This window comes from Bacillus sp. ChL18, assembly GCF_026241425.1.
Lineage (GTDB): Bacteria > Bacillota > Bacilli > Bacillales > Bacillaceae > Bacillus > Bacillus velezensis.
In genome coordinates this window covers 2,003,324-2,023,448 of record NZ_JAPHWE010000001.1, presented here as the reverse complement: position 1 = coordinate 2,023,448, position 20,125 = coordinate 2,003,324, and the positions used below count along the sequence as shown (strand labels likewise).

Genomic DNA, 20,125 nt, shown 5'->3' with positions numbered 1-20,125 from the left:
AACCCTGAGGAGGGCTGTTTTTTTTTGGAAACACATGATCAGCCCATTTTAATCAAGAAGCAATGGATGACGTACTATAAAAAATAAGGAGTACGAAGCAGTGAATGAATTTTATAAGGCGTTAACATATGTAAATAAAATTTTTTATGAACCAAATCACTTAACGATACATGATATTCAAGAAGAAGCTCAAAACTCAGAGTATGGGGCCGGTATGTTTCAACTGAATTCAACATCAGTTCGATTCAGAGTCGCAAAAATAACGCCAAACAAGATAGGACAGTTTGTTGCTTTTTGGGAAAAAGACGGAGATGGTAAAAACCAAGCCTTTTCATATGAAAAAGCTGCTGATTTATTGGTTATCAATACTTTTGCCAGTAATCATCATTTTGGACAATTTGTTTTTCCAAAAGAAGTTCTTGTAAAGCAAAATATCCTTAAAACAGCCGCTGCAAAAGGAAAAATGGCAATTAGAGTTTACCCTGAATGGGAAAATCCCACTAGCAAATAAGCTATCGAAACACAAAAATGGCAGTTGGCATATTTTGTTGAGGCGAACGATGCAGATCGTTTTCCGGCACAAGACCTGTTAAAGCTATATTCTAACTAAAATTGGACAGCCCTGAGCCGGCTGACAGTATGTGAAGTTAACCGGTGCGTGAGTTGGAAAATAACGGGGAACCTCAGCAAATGAGGTTCCTCTAATTGTTATATAGAAATCGACATTTTGAATGTAACAGAGTTTGTTTATTAAACGTCATCCGAAAAATAAGGGATTTGCGTATCCGGCAGACCCTCAAGAAACGCACGATGTCAGAAATCGTGCGTTCAACATTCTTTATTTGACGACAGACATGCTGACGCTGCTGCCTGACACTGTCAATTTGGCAAAATCCTGTGTATCAATCACAGGTGTGACTGCTTTATTGTCGATCGTGATGTTTGTAAAGGCTGTTGAGAAGTTTGATTTGATGTAAGGGCGCTGATCCTCTGATGTGACCGCGACGGTGGCGAGCGCTTTCCATTTTGAAACAGAGCCTACATTTGTTTGGGCGAGTTCTGAGATGATGCGGCCGGTGTATCCGTCATTATTCGTGCCCCAATATGTGGCGCGGGTATTGCCGTTCAGATTTTTGTAAATGGTCAGCTGTACGGTGCTGCCGGGCCGGAAGCCTTTCGTATAGGTGAATTGGCTTTCTCCTTCCAGATACCGGACCTGGCCTTGTCCCTTTGAACCGACTTTCATGATCGGTTTCCATACATGATAGGTGTCACTGTACTGAAGCCCGATATCAGCCTCTGTGCCTCCGGTAAATCCTGAGTAAATATAGGCTGTCCCATTTGACACCTGAATCGAGCTTGGAAGCTGAATTTTCGTGACGAGAACTGAGCCCGTGCTGTTCAGGTAGGCTCTTCCGCCGATTCCTTTGCTGAGCTGGGACGCCGCTTCCGCCGTATTGGGGCTGATCACCCCCGGGATATCCGCCGTACATGCGCCGAATAGAACGGCTGTAGTGAGCACACCCGCAAGAAGCCCTTTTTTCATCATCATTTCTCCTCCTATCATCATAGTCAGATAGCGCTATCAATTCATATTATAAAAGGTTTTGGGAAAAATTCCATAAAAGATATACGGGCGGACGTAAATTAAAACTATTTTCCTATTTATCTTGTAAATGGAGATTATTTGAACTATGATATGTTCAGCAATAAAGCATGATTCAGGAAAGGGGATAGGATAGAAATGAAAAAGACGGCAGCTGTGCTTTTGTCTTTCGGTCTGGTGTTCGGTTGTTCATACGGAGCGGGGCAGACGGCAGAAGCGAAAACAAAGGTGAAAACGTATCAAAACTGCAAGGCGCTGAATAAGGTGTATAAGGGCGGCGTAGCCCGGACGTCAAAAGTGAAAAACAAGGGCGGCAGAACAAAGTACAAGCCGTATGTATCAAAAGCGCTTTACAATGCAAATAAAAGACTTGACCGAGATAAAGACTATATCGCATGTGAGAAATAAAAAAACAAGCCTCTTTAAAGAGGCTTGTTTTTTTAAATGGATTCGGCGGTGACGGCGGTTCCGTATCCGATTAATTCGGATGTGTTCTGTCCTGCGGTCAGTTCGAACCGCAGGCCGACGATGGCGTTCGCTCCGAGCTGCTCCGCCTCTCTGATCAGCCGCTCTTTCACCGCTTTTTTGGAGTCTTCCAGCATTTCAGTATAGCTTTTCAATTCGCCGCCGACGACAGATTTTAAGCCTGCAAGCAAGTCTTTGCCGATGTGTCTGGACTGGACGATACTGCTTGTCACCAAGCCTTTCACTTCCGTAATCTGTTTTCCGGCGACGGTTTCGGTCGTTGTCATGATCATGCGTTTTTCCCCTTTCGTGTATCTTACCGCTATCTTACCATTTAAGCCGCCTTTTCGGCTGCGCCGATTTGTTTTTTTCTGACTGCGGCGCTGACTGCAAACATGACGGCAATGTTCAGAACCAGTGCGATGATGCCTGTATTCATATCCTTAACGATCTGCGGAAGAAACGGAAAGAGGGTTCCGATGGTTGATTCGGTCAGCGTAATGAAGGCCACCGTTCCGACCCCGGCCGTTATGCCGGCAAAAGCGCCGTGGCTTGTGATGAAACGCCGCTTCGGCAGGCTGAATAAGAGGGCGGGGAAAAGCTGGGTGACAAGGCTGTAGCCCATTAAAAGCAAGGTGACGATGGTATTTCCGCCTTTCAGCGTAAAATATACGGATATCAGCGCGATGACGGGTACGGCGTATTTCGCGAGCCGTGAGACTTTTTCGTCAGTGGTGCCGGGCAGAATGGCTTTGTACACATTTTTGGCGAACAGCGTGCTTGAGGCCATTAATATCATTGAACCGGGTACAAGCGCCGTCAGAATGCCCGCCGATCCGATCAGTCCGACAAACCAGGGATCAAAGGTTTTCACAGACAGCTTTAATAAGGCGAGATCCGTGTCCGCCCCTTTTAAACCGGGCACCTGCAGAATCGCCGCAAATCCGGTAAAGATGACAAACAGCAGGACGAGCTGATAAAGAGGCATGATGATCGCGTTTTTCCGAAACACCCGCGGATGCTCCGCCGAATAGGAAGCGGCAAATGTATGGGGCCACATATAAAAGCCGAGGGCGGTCAGCAAAACCGTTGAGCTGAACCAGGAAACGCTCTGTCCGGTTTCCGGCAGCGTGAGAAAACCGGGTTTTGCGGCGTCAATTTGTTTGAACATCTCCGTAAACCCGCCATAGTAATGAATGGGCAAATAAATGCCTAAATACAGGACGATGCCTAAAATCATGATATCTTTAACGACTGATATCCACGCTGAACCGTGGATTCCTGATATCATCACATAAATCGTGATGGAGACAGCGCCGATCCAGACAGCGGCTGAGGGCGGAATCTGTCCGTATGACGTTGCTGAAACAATTAATCCGAGCCCTTTCAGCTGCAGGACGAGATAGGGGATGAGGGATGCGATGCCGACGAGCGATACGAGAATGCCGAGGAGCGGGCTGTTGTATTTTGAAATAAAAAAATCTGATTGCGACATCAGTTTGTGTTGTTTGGCGTAAGTCCACACGGCTGGCAGAAGCCAATATGACAAAATGTAGGCAAGGCAGCCGTACGCGATAATATAAAAGGCGGGGCCTCCTTTTCCGTAAGCCCATCCGCTTCCGCCGAGGAATGTAAAGGTCGTGTATATTTCTCCCGCCATTAATAAAAAGACAAACATCGTGCCGAAGCCGCGTCCGCCCACCGTCCATTGTTCAAGGTCCATATTTTTTCCTTTTCGGGCCCGGATTCCGAGATATACACAAAACAGGAGCACGGCGGCCATTACGGGAAATGCTGCGTTCATTCCGCCTCACCCGTCTTGTTTTCTTTGTCCAGTTTGTAAACGGCGGCCATCAGTACGGAAGTCAGCACCGCCCAGATGACGACATACGCGAGAATGAAAGGCATTCCGAAAAGATAAGGCGTCACCCGGTTGGCAAATGGAATGCCGGCGAGAATTCCGAAAAAGGGCAGGGCGGCGAGAACATGAATCAGTTTCATAACATTCCTCCTTTTCATTGAAAACAGCGTGTCCCGATTATAAAGAAAATCATGTCGAATGTATAGTGTGAATAGTCTGAAATTTATTAGCTGAAAAGGAAAAGCAGTCCCGGCTGCTTTTTAAATGGTCGCAAGAGACAGGTAATATTCCAATAAGGCGGTTACCTGTTCCCGTATTCTCGGGTTGAAATAACGGTGTTTTTCTTCATAGCCGTTAATGGTGCATATATAAAGCGTAAATGCTTCGTCTCTTTCCGCTTCGTATATTTTAATTTTACGCTTTCTTAACTCTTTTCGAACATCACTCAAATCCTTTTGTGCTAATTTTAAAGAGCAGCCGATAAGCTGTTTATAGGGTTGTTTTAATTTGAACGGGCACGAATCAAGCGTTTCGAGGTCCCGGTTCAGGATGGCAGCCGCCATGGGCAGAAACAGCCCTTTTTCGATGAGATCGCGGGTGCCGCTCTGGATGTCAGGCATAAATACTCCTTCTTTCTTAAAAAAAGAGAACGTTTGTTCCTATTTTATACTCGCTTACACGATATTTCAAGTCGGAAAATCTCGTAAATATTTTCGTTTTTTGGAGATAATGTGTAGAATAAGGATAGACAAACTCGTTAAGGAGTATAAACGTTGGAGCAATTTTTATCATATTTGACTGAGGAACAGCTGACGGAATGGTTCCAAAGCTATAGAGCTTTCGGCCCGGCGGCTGCGGCTGCACTGCCTTTTATTGAAGCGTTTCTTCCGTTTTTGCCGCTTGTTGTATTTGTGGTGGCGAATACGAATGCATTTGGTTTGTGGGAAGGTTTTTTTCTGTCATGGCTCGGGTCTGCGGCAGGATCGATGCTGATGTTTTATGCCGTCCGCCGTTTCGGACAGAAAAGAGCTTTCGGTTTCATCCGCAGGCATCAGACCATAAGGCGGATGATGCTCTGGGTTGAGCGGCACGGTTTCGGTCCGCTGTTTATTTTACTTTGCTTCCCCTTTACGCCGTCCGCTGCGGTTCATATCGTTGCCGGTCTGTCCCGGGTGGGGGCGCTGCAGTTTATATCAGCAGCCGCTATGGGGAAAATGGTCATGATCTTTATGATCAGCTTTATCGGGTATGATCTTCACGCGCTCATGACACAGCCTTTCAGGATGGCGGGCGCCATAACGGTGATCGCGGTGCTGTGGTATGCCGGAAAGCATATCGAACGGCGTTTACAGACGAGAATCAGTCAGCATGAGAAAGACGGAGGGAGACAGGAATCTTGAAAAAACGATTTTGGTTTATAGCCGGCGTGCTTATCGTTGTTTTGGCCATACAATTAAAGAATGCCATTTTTATTGATTATAAAGTCGAAGGAATCAGCATGAATCCGACCTTTAAACAAGGAAATGAGCTGCTGGTCAACAAGTTTTCCCATCGTTACAAAACGATCCGCCGTTTCGATATTGTCCTGTTTAAAGGCCCGCACCGCAAAGTGCTGATCAAACGAGTTATCGGGCTCCCCGGCGAGTCAATCGCATACAGGGAGGATCAGCTGTATGTGAATGGAAAACGGGTGGCGGAACCGTTTTTAAAACCGTTAAAGTCATCATTGTCCGCCGGGAGCCATGTGACCGGTGATTATACGCTGAAGGAAACGACCGGGCGCAAAAGCATACCGAAGGGACAATACTTTGTTATTGGCGACAACCGCATATACAGCCTCGACAGCCGTCATTTCGGTCCGATTAAGGATAAAGACATTGTCGGAGTCATCAGTGAATCAGACGCCAAGTGAACGGCGTCTTTTTTTCGGAAATGATTGTAAAAAAGCAGAGGAAAGACTATAATGAAAATTGTTACGCTCGAAACAAAAAAGAGGCGTTTATTTTTTGGTAGTTTTGTTACGTGTGTAACAAAAATATGAAAGAGGGCTGATGAGATGAAAACACAGGCTGCCATTATCGGGGGAGGTCCGGTCGGGCTTATGCTTGCATCAGAACTGGCGCTGGCCGGAGTGAAAACGACTGTCATTGAACGATTGAAGAAGACGGTGCCATATTCCAAAGCGCTTATCATGCATCCGCGCACACTTGAGCTTTTTGCCATGAGAGGCATATTGGAACGCTTTTTGGAAAAAGGGACGAAGGTGTCTTCCGGCCATTTTTCCATGCTGGATACACGGCTGGATTTTTCTCGGCTGGATACGAAGCAGAATTATTCGTTAATGCTGCCTCAGGCAGAAACGGAGCGGATTTTGGAGGAGTATGCATCAAGTATCGGCGCAGACATCATCCGCGGGGCGGAAGCGGTGGCTGTCACCCAGACGGATGACGGAGTGGAGACGGTGTTCCGGGACGAAAGCGGGATCCGCACTCTTCACAGCTTATATGCCGCGGGTACAGACGGAGCGGGGAGCATTGTCCGGAAACAGGCGGGCATCGCTTTTTCGGGCACTGATGCCGACTTAACAGGAGCCCTCTGTGATGCCGCTTTGAAACACCCGCCCGAATCTTCCTTTTTTTCAACGTGCCGCCTGGAGGGATCGGTTGTGATTATCCCTCTTACGGACGGACTTTTCCGCGTCCTCATCGTTTCTCCGCACGCTCCGCAAAAGCGGAAGGATGAGCCGGTCACTGAAAATGAGCTGAAAGAAGACCTGCAGCGGATATGCGGCACTGATTTCGGATTGAGTGATCCGGTATGGATGTCGCGGTTCGGCAATGCCGAGCGTCAGGCCGAACGATACCGCTCCGGCCGGATTTTTGTGGCCGGGGATGCGGCGCACATTCATTTTCCCGCAGGCGGCCAAGGGCTGAACACGGGGCTTCAGGATGCCTTCAACCTCGGCTGGAAGCTGGCGGCGCAAATGAAGGGAAAAGCGGCGCCTCACCTTCTGGACAGCTATCATCAGGAAAGGCACAGCACAGGAACAGAAGTGTTGCACAATATCAAAACGCAGATAAAGCTCATGGATTTTACCGAGTCGGGGATGGCATTAAGAGAAACGATGGCCGCTTTGCTGGATTTTCAGGAGTCCAACCGTTTATTGGCGGGGAAAGTATCCGCGCTTGATCTGCATTATGAACCGGATGCGGAGCTTCCGCCGCATACCCTGAACGGGAAACGTCTGCCGGATATCGAATTGACCCTTCATGACGGGCGGCCGGCCCGGCTGTATGATTTTCTTCATAAGGGCGGATTTGTGCTTCTGTCATTAAGAGGAAGCATTCCCGCCGGTATTGATACGGACAGTGTGGCAGCTGTCAGAGCGGAGCTTGCTGAAACACGTGCCGATTGGAATGACGTCCACTCCGTTTTGATCCGGCCGGACGGCCACGCGGCATGGGCAGCCGGCGGCTCGGGACGCGAAGCAGAAGAAGCCGTTCTGGCCGGTTTGGAGAGATGGGGATTCATCTGATACCCTTTTATGCGCCTGTGTGATTGTTTCTTGTGTAACAAAACGTTATAGTAAAAGAAACAATCAATACGGAAGGGTGACTCAGCAGTTGAACAGAAGACAGCCAGACCATGCAAAACACATGATTCTTGAAGGGCTGACAGATATTTTTCACGAGCAGGAGAGGTGTCAGGAGGACATCAGGGCGTCGTTGGCCGGACGGATGGACGAACTCCGTGAAGAAAATGGGAAAAAATTACAGTTGACCTTGACGGAAATTCACATTTTGTCGTGTATCGGAGATCATGAACCGATCAATGTCACGTCAATAGCGGAAAAAATGAAGACGACAAAGCCGACCGTGTCGAGAAGCTGCGCGAAGTTTTTGGAAGCCGGCTTTCTGCGCAGGACCCGGCTGAGCGACAATAAAAAAGAAGTCTATTTCCGGCTGACTCCTGCCGGGAAAGAGCTGCATTCCCTTCATCATGAATATCATGAATTGATAAAAAAGCGGCTCTTGGCGTTTTTAGACCGCTATACAGATGAAGAACTGTTATTTGCTGAACGGCTGTTCCGTGATCTTTCAGCAAACTGGCGGTCTGTAAATGGCGGCGGAGAGCTGTTCAAATAAAAAACACGCATCCATATGCGTGTTTTTTATTCGGATCATGTTCCTCTTTCTGCCCGGCCTCTTTCGCCATGTGCCCGTTTCAGCTGAGAAAGGTGGTGCAGCAGCCGATAGAAGGGCGGAAGCATGGCGATGACGAGAACGATCCGGATGACCTGAACCGCGACGACGAAAGTCGAGTCTTCGTGCAGGGTGATCGAAGTCGCCGCCATCTCGGCGATCCCGCCGGGAGAAAAGGCGAGAACAGATGTAATCATGGAGATGCCCGTTAATTTAGAAACCGCAACCGCGCTCAGAATCATGGCGGCGATTAATCCGACGGAAGAAATAAATCCGACGGTCAGCACTCTCGTCACGCCGGTGAACATGCTTTTGTACATTTTTGATCCGATTGTGGCGCCGAGAAAAATTTGTGACAGCTGGTTTGCTTCCGGCGGCCACCAGGCCAGCATGTCTTTGCCCGCCAAGGCGGACACGCCGATTTCCGCAGCAGCAACGCCGATCATGCTGCCGAGCAGCCAAGGGGCGGGGAATTTCAGCCGTTTTGCGCCTTTGCTTGCAAGCCAGGCAGCCAAAATAAATCCGGCTGTTAACAAGACGGGAGTAAGGCCCGGATGTGAAGCTCCTGCTGAAACGGCTCCGGCTGATGTCTGAGCCGCACCGTTTTGTTTGGTAAATAAGAAAATGACGAGAAACGGTATTGTCATGACGACCAAAAGGACGCGCGTCAGCTGAATAAGGCTTACAATAGCGGTGTTTGCGCCGACTTCCTGGGCGATACCGGGCATAGCGGATAAACCGCCCGGCGCCGTGCCTACAAAGCTTGTCATCATGTCCGTCCGGCTGAACCGAAAGAGCACATATCCGGAAACAAGCGCCATCACGATAGAGAAAATCAGCATGAAGCCTACCGGCAGCCAATGCTCCCTTAAAACCGACAGAACGGACAGGTTCAGTTTCTGGCCGAGTTCGATACCGAGGATCATTTGTCCCGCCGCAAGCCATCTGCGGTGAATCCCTCTTCTGTCAGGCGCCATGAACAGCCAGCGGGGCCTCGTCATGGAGAGGATGCAGCCGCCGGCCAGCGTTCCGAGCATCCAGGCGATCGACATCCCTGTAAGCGAAAGAAGAAACCCCCCTGCCGCACTGATGAGAATAAACCAGATATCCGTAAGGAGATGTTTGTCTTTCTTCAATGAAAACCCTTCTTCCTGAAACATTCATATTAAATTGTTAAGCTCGTTAACCTTACTATTACTATAGTATAGATTTTGAGATAAATAAATAATGAATTATTTCTCATAATCCATTCATTTTTCTTATCAAAAACATAAAAAAAGCTCCGGAGATGGGTGAGTGCACCCTACTCCGAAACCTCGCCCGCTTTTCCTTTCCACACAAAGGTCAATCCCAGACCGAGAAATAAAACCACACCTGCGAACAGAAACGGGAAGTGAATATTCATATCAAATAAAATACCGCCCAGAGCCGGGCCGAAAATGGTGCCCAAACTCGTGTATGTTGAGTTCATACCGGCAACAAACCCCTGCTGATTTCCTGCGATTTTCGATAAATAAGTAGTCAGTGCCGGGCGCAATAAATCAAACGCAAGGAAAATGATGCAAGTGACAGCGAGCACCGGCAAAAATCCTGACATCACCGTAGAAACGAAAGCCAGCACAGCGCCGATGACCAGACAAAGCTGGATGACTTTTTTCTCCCCGAGGAAGTTGACAAGTCTGCCGAACGCGAGCACTTGAATGAGGACCGCCACAATGGAGCTGAACGTAATAATAATGGCGATATCCTTTGGCGTGAAGCCGAATTTATGGTTTGTAAATAAGCTGAATACCGTTTCGTACGCCGACAGTCCGAATGCCAAAACAAAAACGATGATAAAGGCGATCAAGTAGTTTGGATGAATCGACTTTTTCAAATCTTTTAAGAAGGTTGATTCTTTGACGCTTTCCAGCTGCTTTGCGCGTTCTTCTTTAGTTAACGGCTCTTTCAGCATAAAGACAGAGGAAATCACTGCGATAAATGCAATTCCCGCCGCAAAGAAAAACGGCATACGAACGCCGTGATCGGCAATAAATCCTCCTATGCCGGGCCCGATGATAAACCCTGTGCTGATGGCGGCAGATACATAGCCCATCGCCTTCGATCTTTCCTGCACCGTCGTAATATCTGCGACATACGCTGTAACAGCGGGCATGATAAAAGCGGCACTGATGCCCCCCAGCACCCTTGCGAAATATAAAATGGAGACATGTGTGCCCAATCCGAAGGTCAGTTCGGATAATGCGAATAAAAACAGTCCGGCGAGAATCATGATTTTTCTGCCGAAGCGGTCAACCCATCTCCCCGCAATGGGGGATGCAATTAATTGCGCGACGGCGAAGGCAGCGACAAGGTATCCCATTGTGCTGCCCGTCAAGTGCATCACATTCATAAACAGCGGCATAACGGGAATGATCAATCCGATGCCTAAAAACGCAATAAATATGTTGCTTAATAAGATGATGAGTACAGCTTTTTGTTCTCTGATCGGTTTTTGCATGTTGTTTCTCCTTTGTCAGCTGTCATTCTGTTTATCAGCGCTGATCGACCCGTGAATAAACACGGAGATGGCTTCTTTTTGCAATTCGATTCTTTGCTGAATGGTATCGTTTTTATATAAGACATCCAATCCGTAAAAAACGGATAGCAGGATTTTTACTTTTGATTCGACATGATGAATGGACCAGCTGCCGTCTTGATTTCCCTCTTCTAAGATCTCTCTCATCACATCGTCATATTCAATATCAATTTTGTTGAGCCGCTTTACGACCCCCTCTGACGTAAACGCACTCGCATAAAACTCTTCACTTGCTCTCATAAGCGGGTAATTGATGCTCATCCGGCTGAGCAGCTCCGCAAAGCCCGCCAGTTTTTCGGCAGCATCTTTCAGATCAGCTTCCATTTCCCTCCACGTCTCGATCATAACGCGGTGATCCTCTTCCATGATATGAAGAAACAGAAACTCTTTTCCTTTAAAATGGTGATATAGATTGCCTTTACTGATCTCGGCCGCCTCTAAAATATCCCGAATCGATGTTTCTGAATATCCTTTTTTTGCAAATAAGTCACGCGAAGCGGATACGAGCCTGTTCTTCGTCTTTTCGCTCTTTCCGGCGCCGCCTTTTGTATTTGTCACTTCACACAGATCCTTTCCGCCAAATGAGGTTCGGCTCCTTAAAAACCGACCGGTTGGTTTATTTTATTATAAAGGGTTTTTGCTGATTATACAATGAAGAAGTTATCCGCTTTTTAGAGAGTATCACGCAGCTCGAAAAGTAAACCCCATTCTCTCATGTTGAAAGAACGGGGTTTGTCTGCGGTCTGAAGACTCCCGGCGGGGGAGCGTGATCTGCCTGAACCGTTATTTTCCGGTATTTACCTCGGTGTAGCTTGTGTTCGGCGCGTTTGATACCGTTCCCCCTGTATGGTGGGAAGGAGAGTGGGCCATATCGTATAAAAACCACACGGCGTGACGCTGCTCGTCAAATGCCGTGCGGGCAAATAACCGCTTCGCTTCAGGGTGCACCGCTCTATCGGATGCCTGCAAATAAAAATCATTCGTTTTCTGCTCATCATAAAACGCCGCCCTCAGTCCTTCTCTGTATGTGTGCGGACAATGCTCCGTCTGTTTCGGCGTCAACTGTTTTCCGGTAATTGACGTATACAGTGAAGAAAAAGCGTGCAGGTGGCGCACTTCTTCTTCTCTGATATGTTCGATTCGTCTTCTGATTTCTGCGGTCGGCGCTTTTTCGGCTAATATTGAGTAGCAAATCACAGCGCTGTATTCCCCGTTTATGGATTTTACCAGATCCTTGATAAGCACAGAATCGTCACTGCAGATGGCTGTATAATGAAAAAAATTCTCGTGCATTGGACTCACCCCCGGATGTTTATAGGGTATTATACGGCGGCAGCCCGTGACATGTGCGGATGTCATTTTTATTCTTGATCCAGCGGCGATGTAATATGGTCGTCGTATGTGTCGACAAAAAGCCGGCCGTTGCTTCCGCGCACAGCGTATACGACGTCTTCCGGTTTGAGGTTTCTCTTGTCCAATTCTTCTCTCAGCCATTTTTCCGATACGTGGTTTTCTTCCAGATTCTTCATCACCAGCCTGCCGTCCATAATCAGCTCAACGGCAAAGTTCTTTTCATGTCCGGCAAAGATGCCGAGATCCTGTCTTGTAACGGGCGCAAATTCCGGCTTGACCTCCACTGACATGCTGCCGTTTGTTTCAATGATGGCAGTCTGAACCTGAGAAATGTCAAATACGTCATTTACACGCAGCTGCTGGTTCAAGTAGTCGATGGTATAACGCATCGTTTTCATATTATGCTCAAGTATTTTACCGTTTTGAATAATAATGGTCGGTTTGCCTGCAAAGAAACCCCTAAGGACCCTGTTTTTCATAGAAAGATATGCGACAAGGTAAATGATTGCCACGAAAATAATGTAGGCAATGACATGATAATGAATCGGCAGCTTTGTATTAAACGACAGATTTGCCGTGATGGCGCCGAGCGAGATGGCCGCAATGAAATCAAAAAGCGTCATCTGTGAAATGGTTTGTTTACCGAGTATCCGGGCGCCGATAAACAGAATGCTGAACGACAGAGCCGTCCGTACAATTACTTCGGGATATTCTGACATCATCATTAGTCCTTTTTTCTTTATTTTGGTCAAAAACGAAATTTTTTAAAACAATCATCCCGTTTTTACCAGCAGATGAGATTGGTCATTTTCGTCAACTTTCGATAAAATGTAGAAAGATAAAAAGAGAGGGGTCTTTTAATTTGGGTGTTGAGTTTTTAGTAGGCAGATCGGGGAGTGGGAAAACGAGGCTGATTATCGACAGCATTCAAGATGAACTGCGCCGGGAGCCGTTCGGGAAACCGATCATTTTTCTAGTCCCGGATCAAATGACGTTTTTAATGGAATATGAGCTTGCTAAAACGCCGGATATCGGCGGCATGATACGCGCTCAAGTGTTCAGTTTTTCGCGTTTGGCGTGGCGCGTGCTTCAGCATACCGGGGGCATGAACCGCCCGTTTGTGACGACGACGGGTGTGCAGATGCTTTTAAGGAAACTGATTGAAGAATATAAGCACGAGTTTAAAGTGTATCAAAAAGCGAGTGACAAAACCGGGTTCACTGAGCAGGTGGAACGGATGCTGACAGAGTTTAAGCGGTACTGTATTGAGCCTGAAGACGTCCGCCGCATGGCGGAAAGCGGAACGGCGTCAGAATATCGCGGAGAGCGGATGCTGTCTGAAAAACTTCATGATTTAGGCATTTTATATCAGCAGATGGAAAGAAGCCTCGCCGGACACTATTTGCATTCAGAGGACTATTTGACGCTGCTCGCTCAGCAGATTCCTTTGGCGGACGTTGTAAAAGGCGCCCGTGTTTACGTCGACGGATTCTATCAATTTACGCCGCAGGAATTAAGGGTGCTGGAGCAGCTGATCATGCATGCTGAACATGTCACATTCTCGCTGACGGCGGACAGCCCTTCGGCGGAACAGGCACCGGATGAGCTCGATCTGTTCAGAATGACGGGAAGCACATACTATAAGCTTTATCAGACGGCAAAGGAATTGAATGCTGATATTTCCTGCAAGGAACTGCATGGCACGAAGCGGCATCAGCATGCGCCGGAGCTTGCCTGTATAGAGTCGCAGTACGATGTGCGTCCCGCCGCGGCGTATACCGGCGGACAGGAAGCTTTTACCGTCATGCAGGCGCAAAACAGAAGAGCTGAGCTTGAAGGTATTGCCCGGGAAATTCAATCGCTTGTCCGGGACGGAGGATACCGGTACAAAGATATGGCGATTCTCATCCGTCAGCCGGAAGATTATAAAGATTTGCTGAAGGAAGTGTTTGCCGATTACGGGCTTCCTTATTTTATTGACGGAAAAGCTTCTATGCAGCATCACCCGCTTATTGAATTCATCCGTTCAAGCCTCGATGTCGTGAAGGGGAACTGGAGATATGAAGCGGTGTTCCGCTGTGCGAAAACCGAACTGTTATTCCCGCTTGATCAGCCGGAGCAGAAAATAAGAGAGCAGGTTGATCAGCTTGAAAATTACTGTATCGCCTACGGCATTAAAGGGGAGCGCTGGACAAGCGGCGAGCGGTTTGTATACAGGCGCTTCGTATCGCTCGATGAGGATTTCGCGCAGACGGATCAGGAAATAGAGATGGAACACATGCTGAATGAGACGAGAGAGTGGATAGCCGCGCCCCTCGTCCGGCTTCAAAACCGGATGAAAAAAGCGAAAACGGTTCAAAGCATGGCGGAGGCTCTTTATCTCTTTTTGGAAGATACCGATGTTCCCCTGAAGCTGGACCGGAAAAGGCAGCGGGCCGAAGAGGCCGGAAACATGATCGAAGCGCAGCAGCACGGCCAGGCGTGGGATGCCGTTATCCAGCTTCTCGAGGAGTTTGCCGGCATGATGGGTGAAGATGAAATATCTTTGGCGCTGTTCCAGCAAATGCTTGAAACGGGAACGGAATCGCTTCATTTTTCTTTAATTCCTCCTGCGCTTGACCAAGTATTTGTAGGGAATATGGATCTCTCAAGAATGTACGGCACGTCCTGCACATTCGTCATCGGGGCCAATGACGGCGTTCTTCCGGCGCGCCCGGATGAGAACGGCGTGCTGTCTGATGATGACCGGGAGTGGCTGAAAGCAGTCGGAGTGGAGCTGTCTTCCGCGGGGCGTGAGCGGCTGCTTGATGAGCATTTTCTCATCTATATGGCGCTGTCGAGTCCGTCTGACCGTCTTTATGTGTCATACCCGATTGCCGATGCGGAAGGAAAAACGCTCCTGCCGTCAATCGTTGTAAACAGGCTTGGCGAGCTGTTTCCCGATCATCAGGAAAAGCTGTCAGCGGCTGATCCCGAGCAGGTAAGCGAAGAAGAGCAGCTTCAGTATCTCGTCAATAAACAGGTGGCTCAGACATATACGGCAAGTCAGCTCAGGCTGTGGACAAGAGAGTACGAGATCAGTGACGTATGGTGGAGCGCATACAATGTGCTGATGAAAGAGTCTGATCACCGGCGTGCGAAAAAGCTGTTTTCAAGCTTGTTTTTCCGCAATGAGGCGAAGCGTCTTGAACGGCCTGTTTCGCGCCAGCTTTACGGCGAGCATATTAAAGGAAGCGTCTCCCGGATGGAGGCGTTTAATGCCTGCCAGTTTTCTCATTTTGCATCTCACGGGCTGCAATTAAAAGAGCGCCAGTTTTTCAAGCTGGAAGCGCCGGATATCGGCCAGCTGTTTCACTCCAGTCTGAAGCTGATTTCAGACCGGCTTCGTGAGCAGAAGCTGGAATGGCGCGATCTGACGAAAGATCAGTGCCGGAATTTCTCCTATGAAGCGGTGGAACGGCTTGCGCCAAAGCTGCAAAAAGAGATTCTGCTCAGCTCAAACAGACACTTTTATGTGAAGGAAAAACTGCAGAAGATCGTCACGCGTGTTTCAGGCATATTAAGCGAGCATGCGAAGGCGAGCGGTTTCGTCCCGGTCGGTCTTGAACTCGGTTTCGGCGGAAGCGGGCCGCTGCCTCCGCTCACTTTCACGCTGAAAAACGGCTGTACGATGGAACTCGTCGGACGGATCGACCGCGTGGATAAAGCGGAAAGTTCAAAAGGCCTGCTGCTGAGAATCGTTGATTATAAATCAAGCGACAGGGGGCTTGATCTGGCTGAAGTGTATTACGGGCTCGCTCTGCAAATGCTCACATATCTTGACTTATCGATTACACATTCCGCGGATTGGCTCGGCATGAAAGCGACCCCGGCAGGCGTTTTGTATTTCCATATCCATGATCCGATGATTCAGGCCAGTCTGCCGATGGGGCTTGATGAAATCGAGCAGGAAATTTTTAAGAAATTTAAGATGAAAGGCCTTCTCCTCGGTGACCGGGAGGCGATCAGCCTGATGGACACGACTTTGGAGGAAGGGCGTTCAAATATCGTCAATGCCGGTTTGAAAAAGGACGGTTCTTTAAGATCGGACTCAGCCGCGGTCAGCGAACAGGACTTTCATCTGCTGACAGACCATGTGCGGCGGACATTTGAACAGGCGGGCGAAGCGATAACGGACGGGCTTGTGTCCATTACCCCGTATAAGCTGAAAGATAAGACGCCTTGTACGTACTGTGCGTTTAAGTCGGTATGCCAGTTTGATGAGTCGCTTAAGGAAAATGAATACCGCAGCCTGAAAGCGGAAAAAGACGGCACCATACTGGATTGGCTGAAGAAGGAGGCGGATGATGATGCAAATTCCTAAACCGAAAGACAGCATATGGACGGATGACCAATGGAGCGCCATCGTTTCTTCCGGCCGCGATATTTTGGTCGCTGCCGCAGCCGGATCAGGTAAAACGGCCGTGCTCGTGGAACGGATGATCAGAAAGATAACCGCGGAGGAAGATCCGGTTGATGTTGACAAGCTCCTTGTGGTGACCTTTACAAACGCCTCAGCAGCGGAGATGAAGCATCGGATCGCGGATGCATTAGAAAAAGAGCTCGCCAAAAATCCGGGATCTCTGCATATCAGACGGCAGCTCTCTCTATTAAATCGGGCGAGCATTTCGACGCTTCACTCTTTCTGTCTGCAAGTGCTTAAAAAATATTATTATATGATTGATCTTGACCCCGGTTTTCGGATGGCTGACCAGACGGAAGGCGAATTGCTCGGAGACGAAGTGCTTGATGAGCTGTTTGAAGATGAATACGCAAAAGGGAATCAGGCGTTTTTTGAGCTTGCGGACAGATATACGACAGACAGGCATGATCTGGATCTTCAAGACCTTGTCAAACGGGTGTACGAGTATTCCCGGTCGCATCCTGACCCGGAAGCGTGGCTGCAAAGCTTTGTCCGCCTGTATGACGTGACGGAAGAAAGCAAAATGGAAGAGCTTCCGTTTTACCAATATGTGAGAGAAGATGCTGAAATGGCGCTCTTCGGGGCAAAACAAAAGCTTGAAAAGGCGCTTGAACTGACAAAAGCGCCCGGCGGGCCGGCCCCGCGCGCTGATAATTTTCTGGATGACATTCAGCAGATAGAAGAGCTGATCAGCTGCCGGCATGACTTCGATGCGCTGTATGAACGGGTTCCCGCAGTCTCATTTAAGCGGGCGAAGGCGGTAAAGGGTGATGAATTTGACAAAGCGCTTTTGGACGAAGCGACCGATTTGCGAAACGGCGCCAAGAAACTGATCGAAAAGGTAAAGACAGATTACTTTACAAGAAGTCCGCAAGATCACTTAAAGAGTTTAGCAGATATGAAGCCTGTCATCGAAACGCTCGTTCAGCTCGTGATATCGTACGGAAAACGATTTGAAGCGGCGAAACAAGAAAAATCAATTATTGATTTCTCAGATTTGGAACATTACTGCCTGGCGATTTTAACTGCGGTTGATGAAGAAGGCCGGCGGGTGCCGAGCGAAGCGGCCGTTTATTATCAAGACCAGTTTCATGAAGTTCTGGTTGATGAATATCAAGATACGAATCTTGTGCAGGAGTCTATCCTGCAGCTTGTTAAAAGCGGGGATGAAGAGGCGGGAAATCTGTTTATGGTAGGCGACGTCAAACAATCGATCTACCGTTTCAGACTTGCTGAGCCGCTGCTGTTTCTCGGGAAATATAAAAGGTTTACAGAAAGCGGGGAAGGCGCGGGGCAGAAAATTGACCTGAACCAAAATTTCCGCAGCCGCTCCGATATTTTGGACAGTACGAATTTCTTGTTTAAGCAGCTGATGGGCGGAAAAATCGGCGAAGTGGACTACGATGAACAGGCGGCATTGAAGCTCGGCGCATCGTATCCGCCGAATGACGCGGCAAAAACGGAACTGCTGCTGATTGACAGCGCTGATGACGCAGACAGCTCCGAGGATGCCGAAGACTTTGAAACCGTGCATTGGGAAGCGAAAGCGATAGCCGGGGAGATCCGAAAGCTTGTCTCATCTCCGTTTAAGGTATATGACGGCAAAACAAAAACACACCGGAATATCCAGTACCGGGATATCGTGATTTTGCTGCGCTCCATGCCGTGGGCGCCGCAATTAATGGAAGAGCTGAAAAACCAGGGCATTCCGGTTTACGCCAATTTGACGTCGGGTTACTTTGAAGCCGTGGAGGTGGCTGCGGCGCTTTCAGTCTTGAAGGTGATTGATAATCCGTATCAGGATATTCCGCTTGCTTCCGTGCTGCGCTCGCCCATCGTCGGATGTGACGAAAATGAACTTGCGCTGATACGCCTCGAAAAGAAAAAAGCGCCGTTTTATGAAGCGCTGAAAGCATATATAGCGAACGGTGACAGGCATGGTGACCTGTATCAAAAACTGAGAACCTTTTATGACAGTCTGCAAAAGTGGCGGTCATTTTCGACGAATCATTCGGTGTCTGAGCTGATTTGGGAAGTATACCGCGATACCGGATATTTTGACTATGCAGGCGGCATGCCTGGCGGAAAGCAGCGCCAGGCCAATCTGCGCGTCTTGTATGACCGGGCGCGCTCGTACGAAGCGACGGCGTTTCGCGGGTTATTCCGCTTTTTGCGGTTCATTGAACGGATGCAGGAGCGCGGCGATGATCTGGGGACGGCCCGGGCGCTCAGCGAGCAGGAGGATGTCGTTCGGCTGATGACGATCCACAGCAGCAAAGGACTTGAATTTCCCGTCGTTTTCACCGCCGGACTCGGCAGAAGTTTTAATATGATGGATCTCAACAAATCATACCTGCTTGATAAAGAGCTCGGTTTCGGCACGAAGTACATTCATCCGGAACTCAGAATCAGCTATCCGACTCTTCCGCTTGTGGCGATGAAGAAAAAGATGCGCAGAGAGCTCTTATCCGAAGAATTGCGTGTATTGTATGTGGCGCTGACCAGAGCGAAGGAAAAGCTGTTTCTCGTCGGTTCCTGCAAAAACCGGGAAAAACAGCTGGCCAAATGGCAGGCGCAAGCAGACCGGGCTGATTGGCTTCTTTCTGAATTCGACCGCTATCAGGCGTCATCTTATTTGGACTTTATCGGGCCTGCGCTCATCCGCCACCGTGACATGGAGGCGCACAGGACGCCGGGACTTTCCTCATCTGAGGATATCGCGCGCGACCCGTCGCGTTTTCACATCCGGATGCTGCAGCAAAGTGAATTGCTGGAAGAGAATCCAAAAGAACGTGCTGAAGAAAAGAGCAAACGTCTCAAAGCGATACAGCAGGGCGAGCCGATTCCTGATTCGTTTTCATTTGATGATCAGGCGCGCCGTCTGCTTGAATGGGAATATCCGTACCGAGAGCTGACGGCTATCAGAACGAAGCAGTCAGTTTCTGAGCTGAAGAGAAAGCAAGAATACGAGGATGAATACAGCGGCCGCTCTCTCATCAAACCGTCAGGAGACACGCTTTTATACAGGCGTCCCGGTTTTATGATGAAAAAAGGGCTGACAGCCGCCGAAAAAGGAACGGCGATGCATACGGTGATGCAGCACATACCGCTGACGCACGTTCCGACTGCCGAAGAAGCGGAGCGGACGGTCCGGATGCTTTACGAAAAAGAGCTGCTGACAGAAGAACAGCAGGAAGCTATTGATATAGAAGAAATTGTTCAGTTTTTCGTAACTGAAATCGGTAAAGACCTTCTCGGGGCGCTGCGGATTGACCGGGAAGTGCCGTTCAGTATGGCGCTTCCGGCCGGCGAGGTGTACAAGGATGCCCAAACGGCCGGTGAACCGCTGCTCGTGCAGGGGATTATTGACTGCCTCTACGAAACTGCGGACGGTCTCTATTTGCTGGACTATAAAACAGATCGGATAGAGGGGAAATTCCGGAACGGATTTGAAGGCGCGGCTCCGATTCTGCAAAAAAGGTATGAAACACAAATCGAATTGTATACAAAAGCGGTTGAACAAATTACAAAAACGAAAGTGAAAGGGCGTGCGCTCTATTTCTTCGATGGAGGTCACGTTCTTACACTGTAACAAGAT

General features: G+C 48.7%; 17 protein-coding genes and 1 pseudogene. 8 read left to right on the top strand and 10 right to left on the bottom strand.

The annotated features are described in order from the left end of the window. Positions 1-100: 100 nt before the first annotated feature. A pseudogene (locus OQ477_RS10010) lies at positions 101-610 on the top strand (MepB family protein). 228 nt (positions 611-838) lie between these two features. On the opposite strand, the gene OQ477_RS10005 reads toward OQ477_RS10010, so the two are convergent. Next, on the bottom strand, positions 839-1,549 hold the full coding sequence (locus OQ477_RS10005; RefSeq protein WP_029973179.1) for a YrpD family protein: 711 nt from the start codon (positions 1,547-1,549) through the stop codon (positions 839-841). Positions 1,550-1,744: 195 nt separating this feature from the next. On the opposite strand from OQ477_RS10005, the gene OQ477_RS10000 reads away from it, so the two are divergent. Then, positions 1,745-2,014 (top strand): excalibur calcium-binding domain-containing protein, encoded by a 270-nt coding sequence (locus OQ477_RS10000; protein WP_265972269.1) that lies wholly within the window; start codon positions 1,745-1,747, stop codon positions 2,012-2,014. 32 nt (positions 2,015-2,046) lie between these two features. On the opposite strand, the gene OQ477_RS09995 is transcribed toward OQ477_RS10000, so the two are convergent. The 4 genes from OQ477_RS09995 to OQ477_RS09980 all read right to left on the bottom strand — a co-directional run bounded on the left by OQ477_RS09995 (position 2,047) and on the right by OQ477_RS09980 (position 4,552). Next, entirely contained in the window at positions 2,047-2,364 is a 318-nt protein-coding gene (locus tag OQ477_RS09995; protein ID WP_003155166.1) for a YbjQ family protein, read from the bottom strand. A gap of 41 nt (positions 2,365-2,405) precedes the next feature. Beyond that, entirely contained in the window at positions 2,406-3,875 is a 1,470-nt protein-coding gene (locus tag OQ477_RS09990) for a sodium:solute symporter family protein (protein ID WP_029325959.1), read from the bottom strand. Continuing rightward, the gene (locus tag OQ477_RS09985; protein ID WP_265972268.1) at positions 3,872-4,072 is read right to left on the bottom strand and encodes a DUF3311 domain-containing protein; all 201 of its coding nucleotides are present in this window, start codon (positions 4,070-4,072) and stop codon (positions 3,872-3,874) included. The genes OQ477_RS09990 and OQ477_RS09985 overlap by 4 nt, the downstream gene beginning before the upstream one ends. 120 nt (positions 4,073-4,192) lie before the next feature. After that, entirely contained in the window at positions 4,193-4,552 is a 360-nt protein-coding gene (locus tag OQ477_RS09980; protein WP_265972267.1) for a hypothetical protein, read from the bottom strand. Between the two features lie 153 nt (positions 4,553-4,705). On the opposite strand from OQ477_RS09980, the gene OQ477_RS09975 reads away from it, so the two are divergent. The 4 genes from OQ477_RS09975 to OQ477_RS09960 all read left to right on the top strand — a co-directional run bounded on the left by OQ477_RS09975 (position 4,706) and on the right by OQ477_RS09960 (position 8,077). Beyond that, positions 4,706-5,332, top strand: a complete 627-nt coding sequence (locus OQ477_RS09975) for a TVP38/TMEM64 family protein (RefSeq protein WP_059367273.1) — start codon at positions 4,706-4,708, stop codon at positions 5,330-5,332. Next, positions 5,329-5,844 carry a signal peptidase I gene (gene lepB, locus OQ477_RS09970; protein ID WP_007610493.1) on the top strand — a complete coding sequence of 172 codons (516 nt, stop codon included), beginning with the start codon at positions 5,329-5,331 and terminating at the stop codon, positions 5,842-5,844. The genes OQ477_RS09975 and lepB overlap by 4 nt, the downstream gene beginning before the upstream one ends. A gap of 144 nt (positions 5,845-5,988) precedes the next feature. Next, a complete protein-coding gene (locus OQ477_RS09965) occupies positions 5,989-7,467 on the top strand; it encodes a monooxygenase (RefSeq protein WP_265972266.1) in 1,479 nt (492 codons plus the stop codon). An 88-nt stretch (positions 7,468-7,555) separates the two neighbouring features. Next, complete coding sequence (locus tag OQ477_RS09960) at positions 7,556-8,077, top strand: MarR family transcriptional regulator (protein WP_265972265.1); 522 nt, start codon at positions 7,556-7,558, stop codon at positions 8,075-8,077. A gap of 35 nt (positions 8,078-8,112) precedes the next feature. Here the strand turns inward: OQ477_RS09960 and OQ477_RS09955 are convergent, their stop codons facing one another. The 5 genes from OQ477_RS09955 to OQ477_RS09935 form a co-directional block, all read right to left on the bottom strand. Further along, on the bottom strand, positions 8,113-9,270 hold the full coding sequence (locus OQ477_RS09955; protein ID WP_265972264.1) for an AbrB family transcriptional regulator: 1,158 nt from the start codon (positions 9,268-9,270) through the stop codon (positions 8,113-8,115). 167 nt (positions 9,271-9,437) lie between these two features. Continuing rightward, entirely contained in the window at positions 9,438-10,634 is a 1,197-nt protein-coding gene (locus tag OQ477_RS09950; protein WP_252052727.1) for an MFS transporter, read from the bottom strand. Positions 10,635-10,649: 15 nt separating this feature from the next. Beyond that, positions 10,650-11,270 (bottom strand): TetR/AcrR family transcriptional regulator, encoded by a 621-nt coding sequence (locus OQ477_RS09945; protein ID WP_265972262.1) that lies wholly within the window; start codon positions 11,268-11,270, stop codon positions 10,650-10,652. 225 nt (positions 11,271-11,495) lie between these two features. Next, complete coding sequence (locus OQ477_RS09940; protein WP_007409173.1) at positions 11,496-12,005, bottom strand: ferritin-like domain-containing protein; 510 nt, start codon at positions 12,003-12,005, stop codon at positions 11,496-11,498. Positions 12,006-12,073: 68 nt separating this feature from the next. Then, positions 12,074-12,787 (bottom strand): DUF421 domain-containing protein, encoded by a 714-nt coding sequence (locus tag OQ477_RS09935; protein ID WP_079891472.1) that lies wholly within the window; start codon positions 12,785-12,787, stop codon positions 12,074-12,076. Between the two features lie 140 nt (positions 12,788-12,927). Here OQ477_RS09935 and addB point away from each other — a divergent pair, with 140 nt between their 5' ends. Both addB and addA read left to right on the top strand, forming a co-directional pair. Next, a complete protein-coding gene (addB, locus tag OQ477_RS09930) occupies positions 12,928-16,428 on the top strand; it encodes a helicase-exonuclease AddAB subunit AddB (protein WP_265972261.1) in 3,501 nt (1,166 codons plus the stop codon). Further along, complete coding sequence (gene addA / locus OQ477_RS09925) at positions 16,415-20,119, top strand: helicase-exonuclease AddAB subunit AddA (RefSeq protein ID WP_265972260.1); 3,705 nt, start codon at positions 16,415-16,417, stop codon at positions 20,117-20,119. The genes addB and addA overlap by 14 nt, the downstream gene beginning before the upstream one ends. Positions 20,120-20,125: the final 6 nt, after the last annotated feature.

What these genes read in the sequence shown, in the direction of transcription:
- OQ477_RS09935 (WP_079891472.1), bottom strand. Translation starts at nt 12,787, where the DNA reads ATGATGTCAGAATATCCCGAAGTAATTGTACGGACGGCTCTGTCGTTC.
- OQ477_RS09980 (WP_265972267.1), bottom strand. Translation starts at nt 4,552, where the DNA reads ATGCCTGACATCCAGAGCGGCACCCGCGATCTCATCGAAAAAGGGCTG.
- OQ477_RS09965 (WP_265972266.1), top strand. Translation starts at nt 5,989, where the DNA reads ATGAAAACACAGGCTGCCATTATCGGGGGAGGTCCGGTCGGGCTTATG.
- OQ477_RS10000 (WP_265972269.1), top strand. Translation starts at nt 1,745, where the DNA reads ATGAAAAAGACGGCAGCTGTGCTTTTGTCTTTCGGTCTGGTGTTCGGT.
- OQ477_RS09985 (WP_265972268.1), bottom strand. Translation starts at nt 4,072, where the DNA reads ATGAAACTGATTCATGTTCTCGCCGCCCTGCCCTTTTTCGGAATTCTC.
- OQ477_RS10005 (WP_029973179.1), bottom strand. Translation starts at nt 1,549, where the DNA reads ATGATGAAAAAAGGGCTTCTTGCGGGTGTGCTCACTACAGCCGTTCTA.
- OQ477_RS09940 (WP_007409173.1), bottom strand. Translation starts at nt 12,005, where the DNA reads ATGCACGAGAATTTTTTTCATTATACAGCCATCTGCAGTGACGATTCT.
- OQ477_RS09990 (WP_029325959.1), bottom strand. Translation starts at nt 3,875, where the DNA reads ATGAACGCAGCATTTCCCGTAATGGCCGCCGTGCTCCTGTTTTGTGTA.
- addA (WP_265972260.1), top strand. Translation starts at nt 16,415, where the DNA reads ATGCAAATTCCTAAACCGAAAGACAGCATATGGACGGATGACCAATGG.
- OQ477_RS09950 (WP_252052727.1), bottom strand. Translation starts at nt 10,634, where the DNA reads ATGCAAAAACCGATCAGAGAACAAAAAGCTGTACTCATCATCTTATTA.
- OQ477_RS09995 (WP_003155166.1), bottom strand. Translation starts at nt 2,364, where the DNA reads ATGATCATGACAACGACCGAAACCGTCGCCGGAAAACAGATTACGGAA.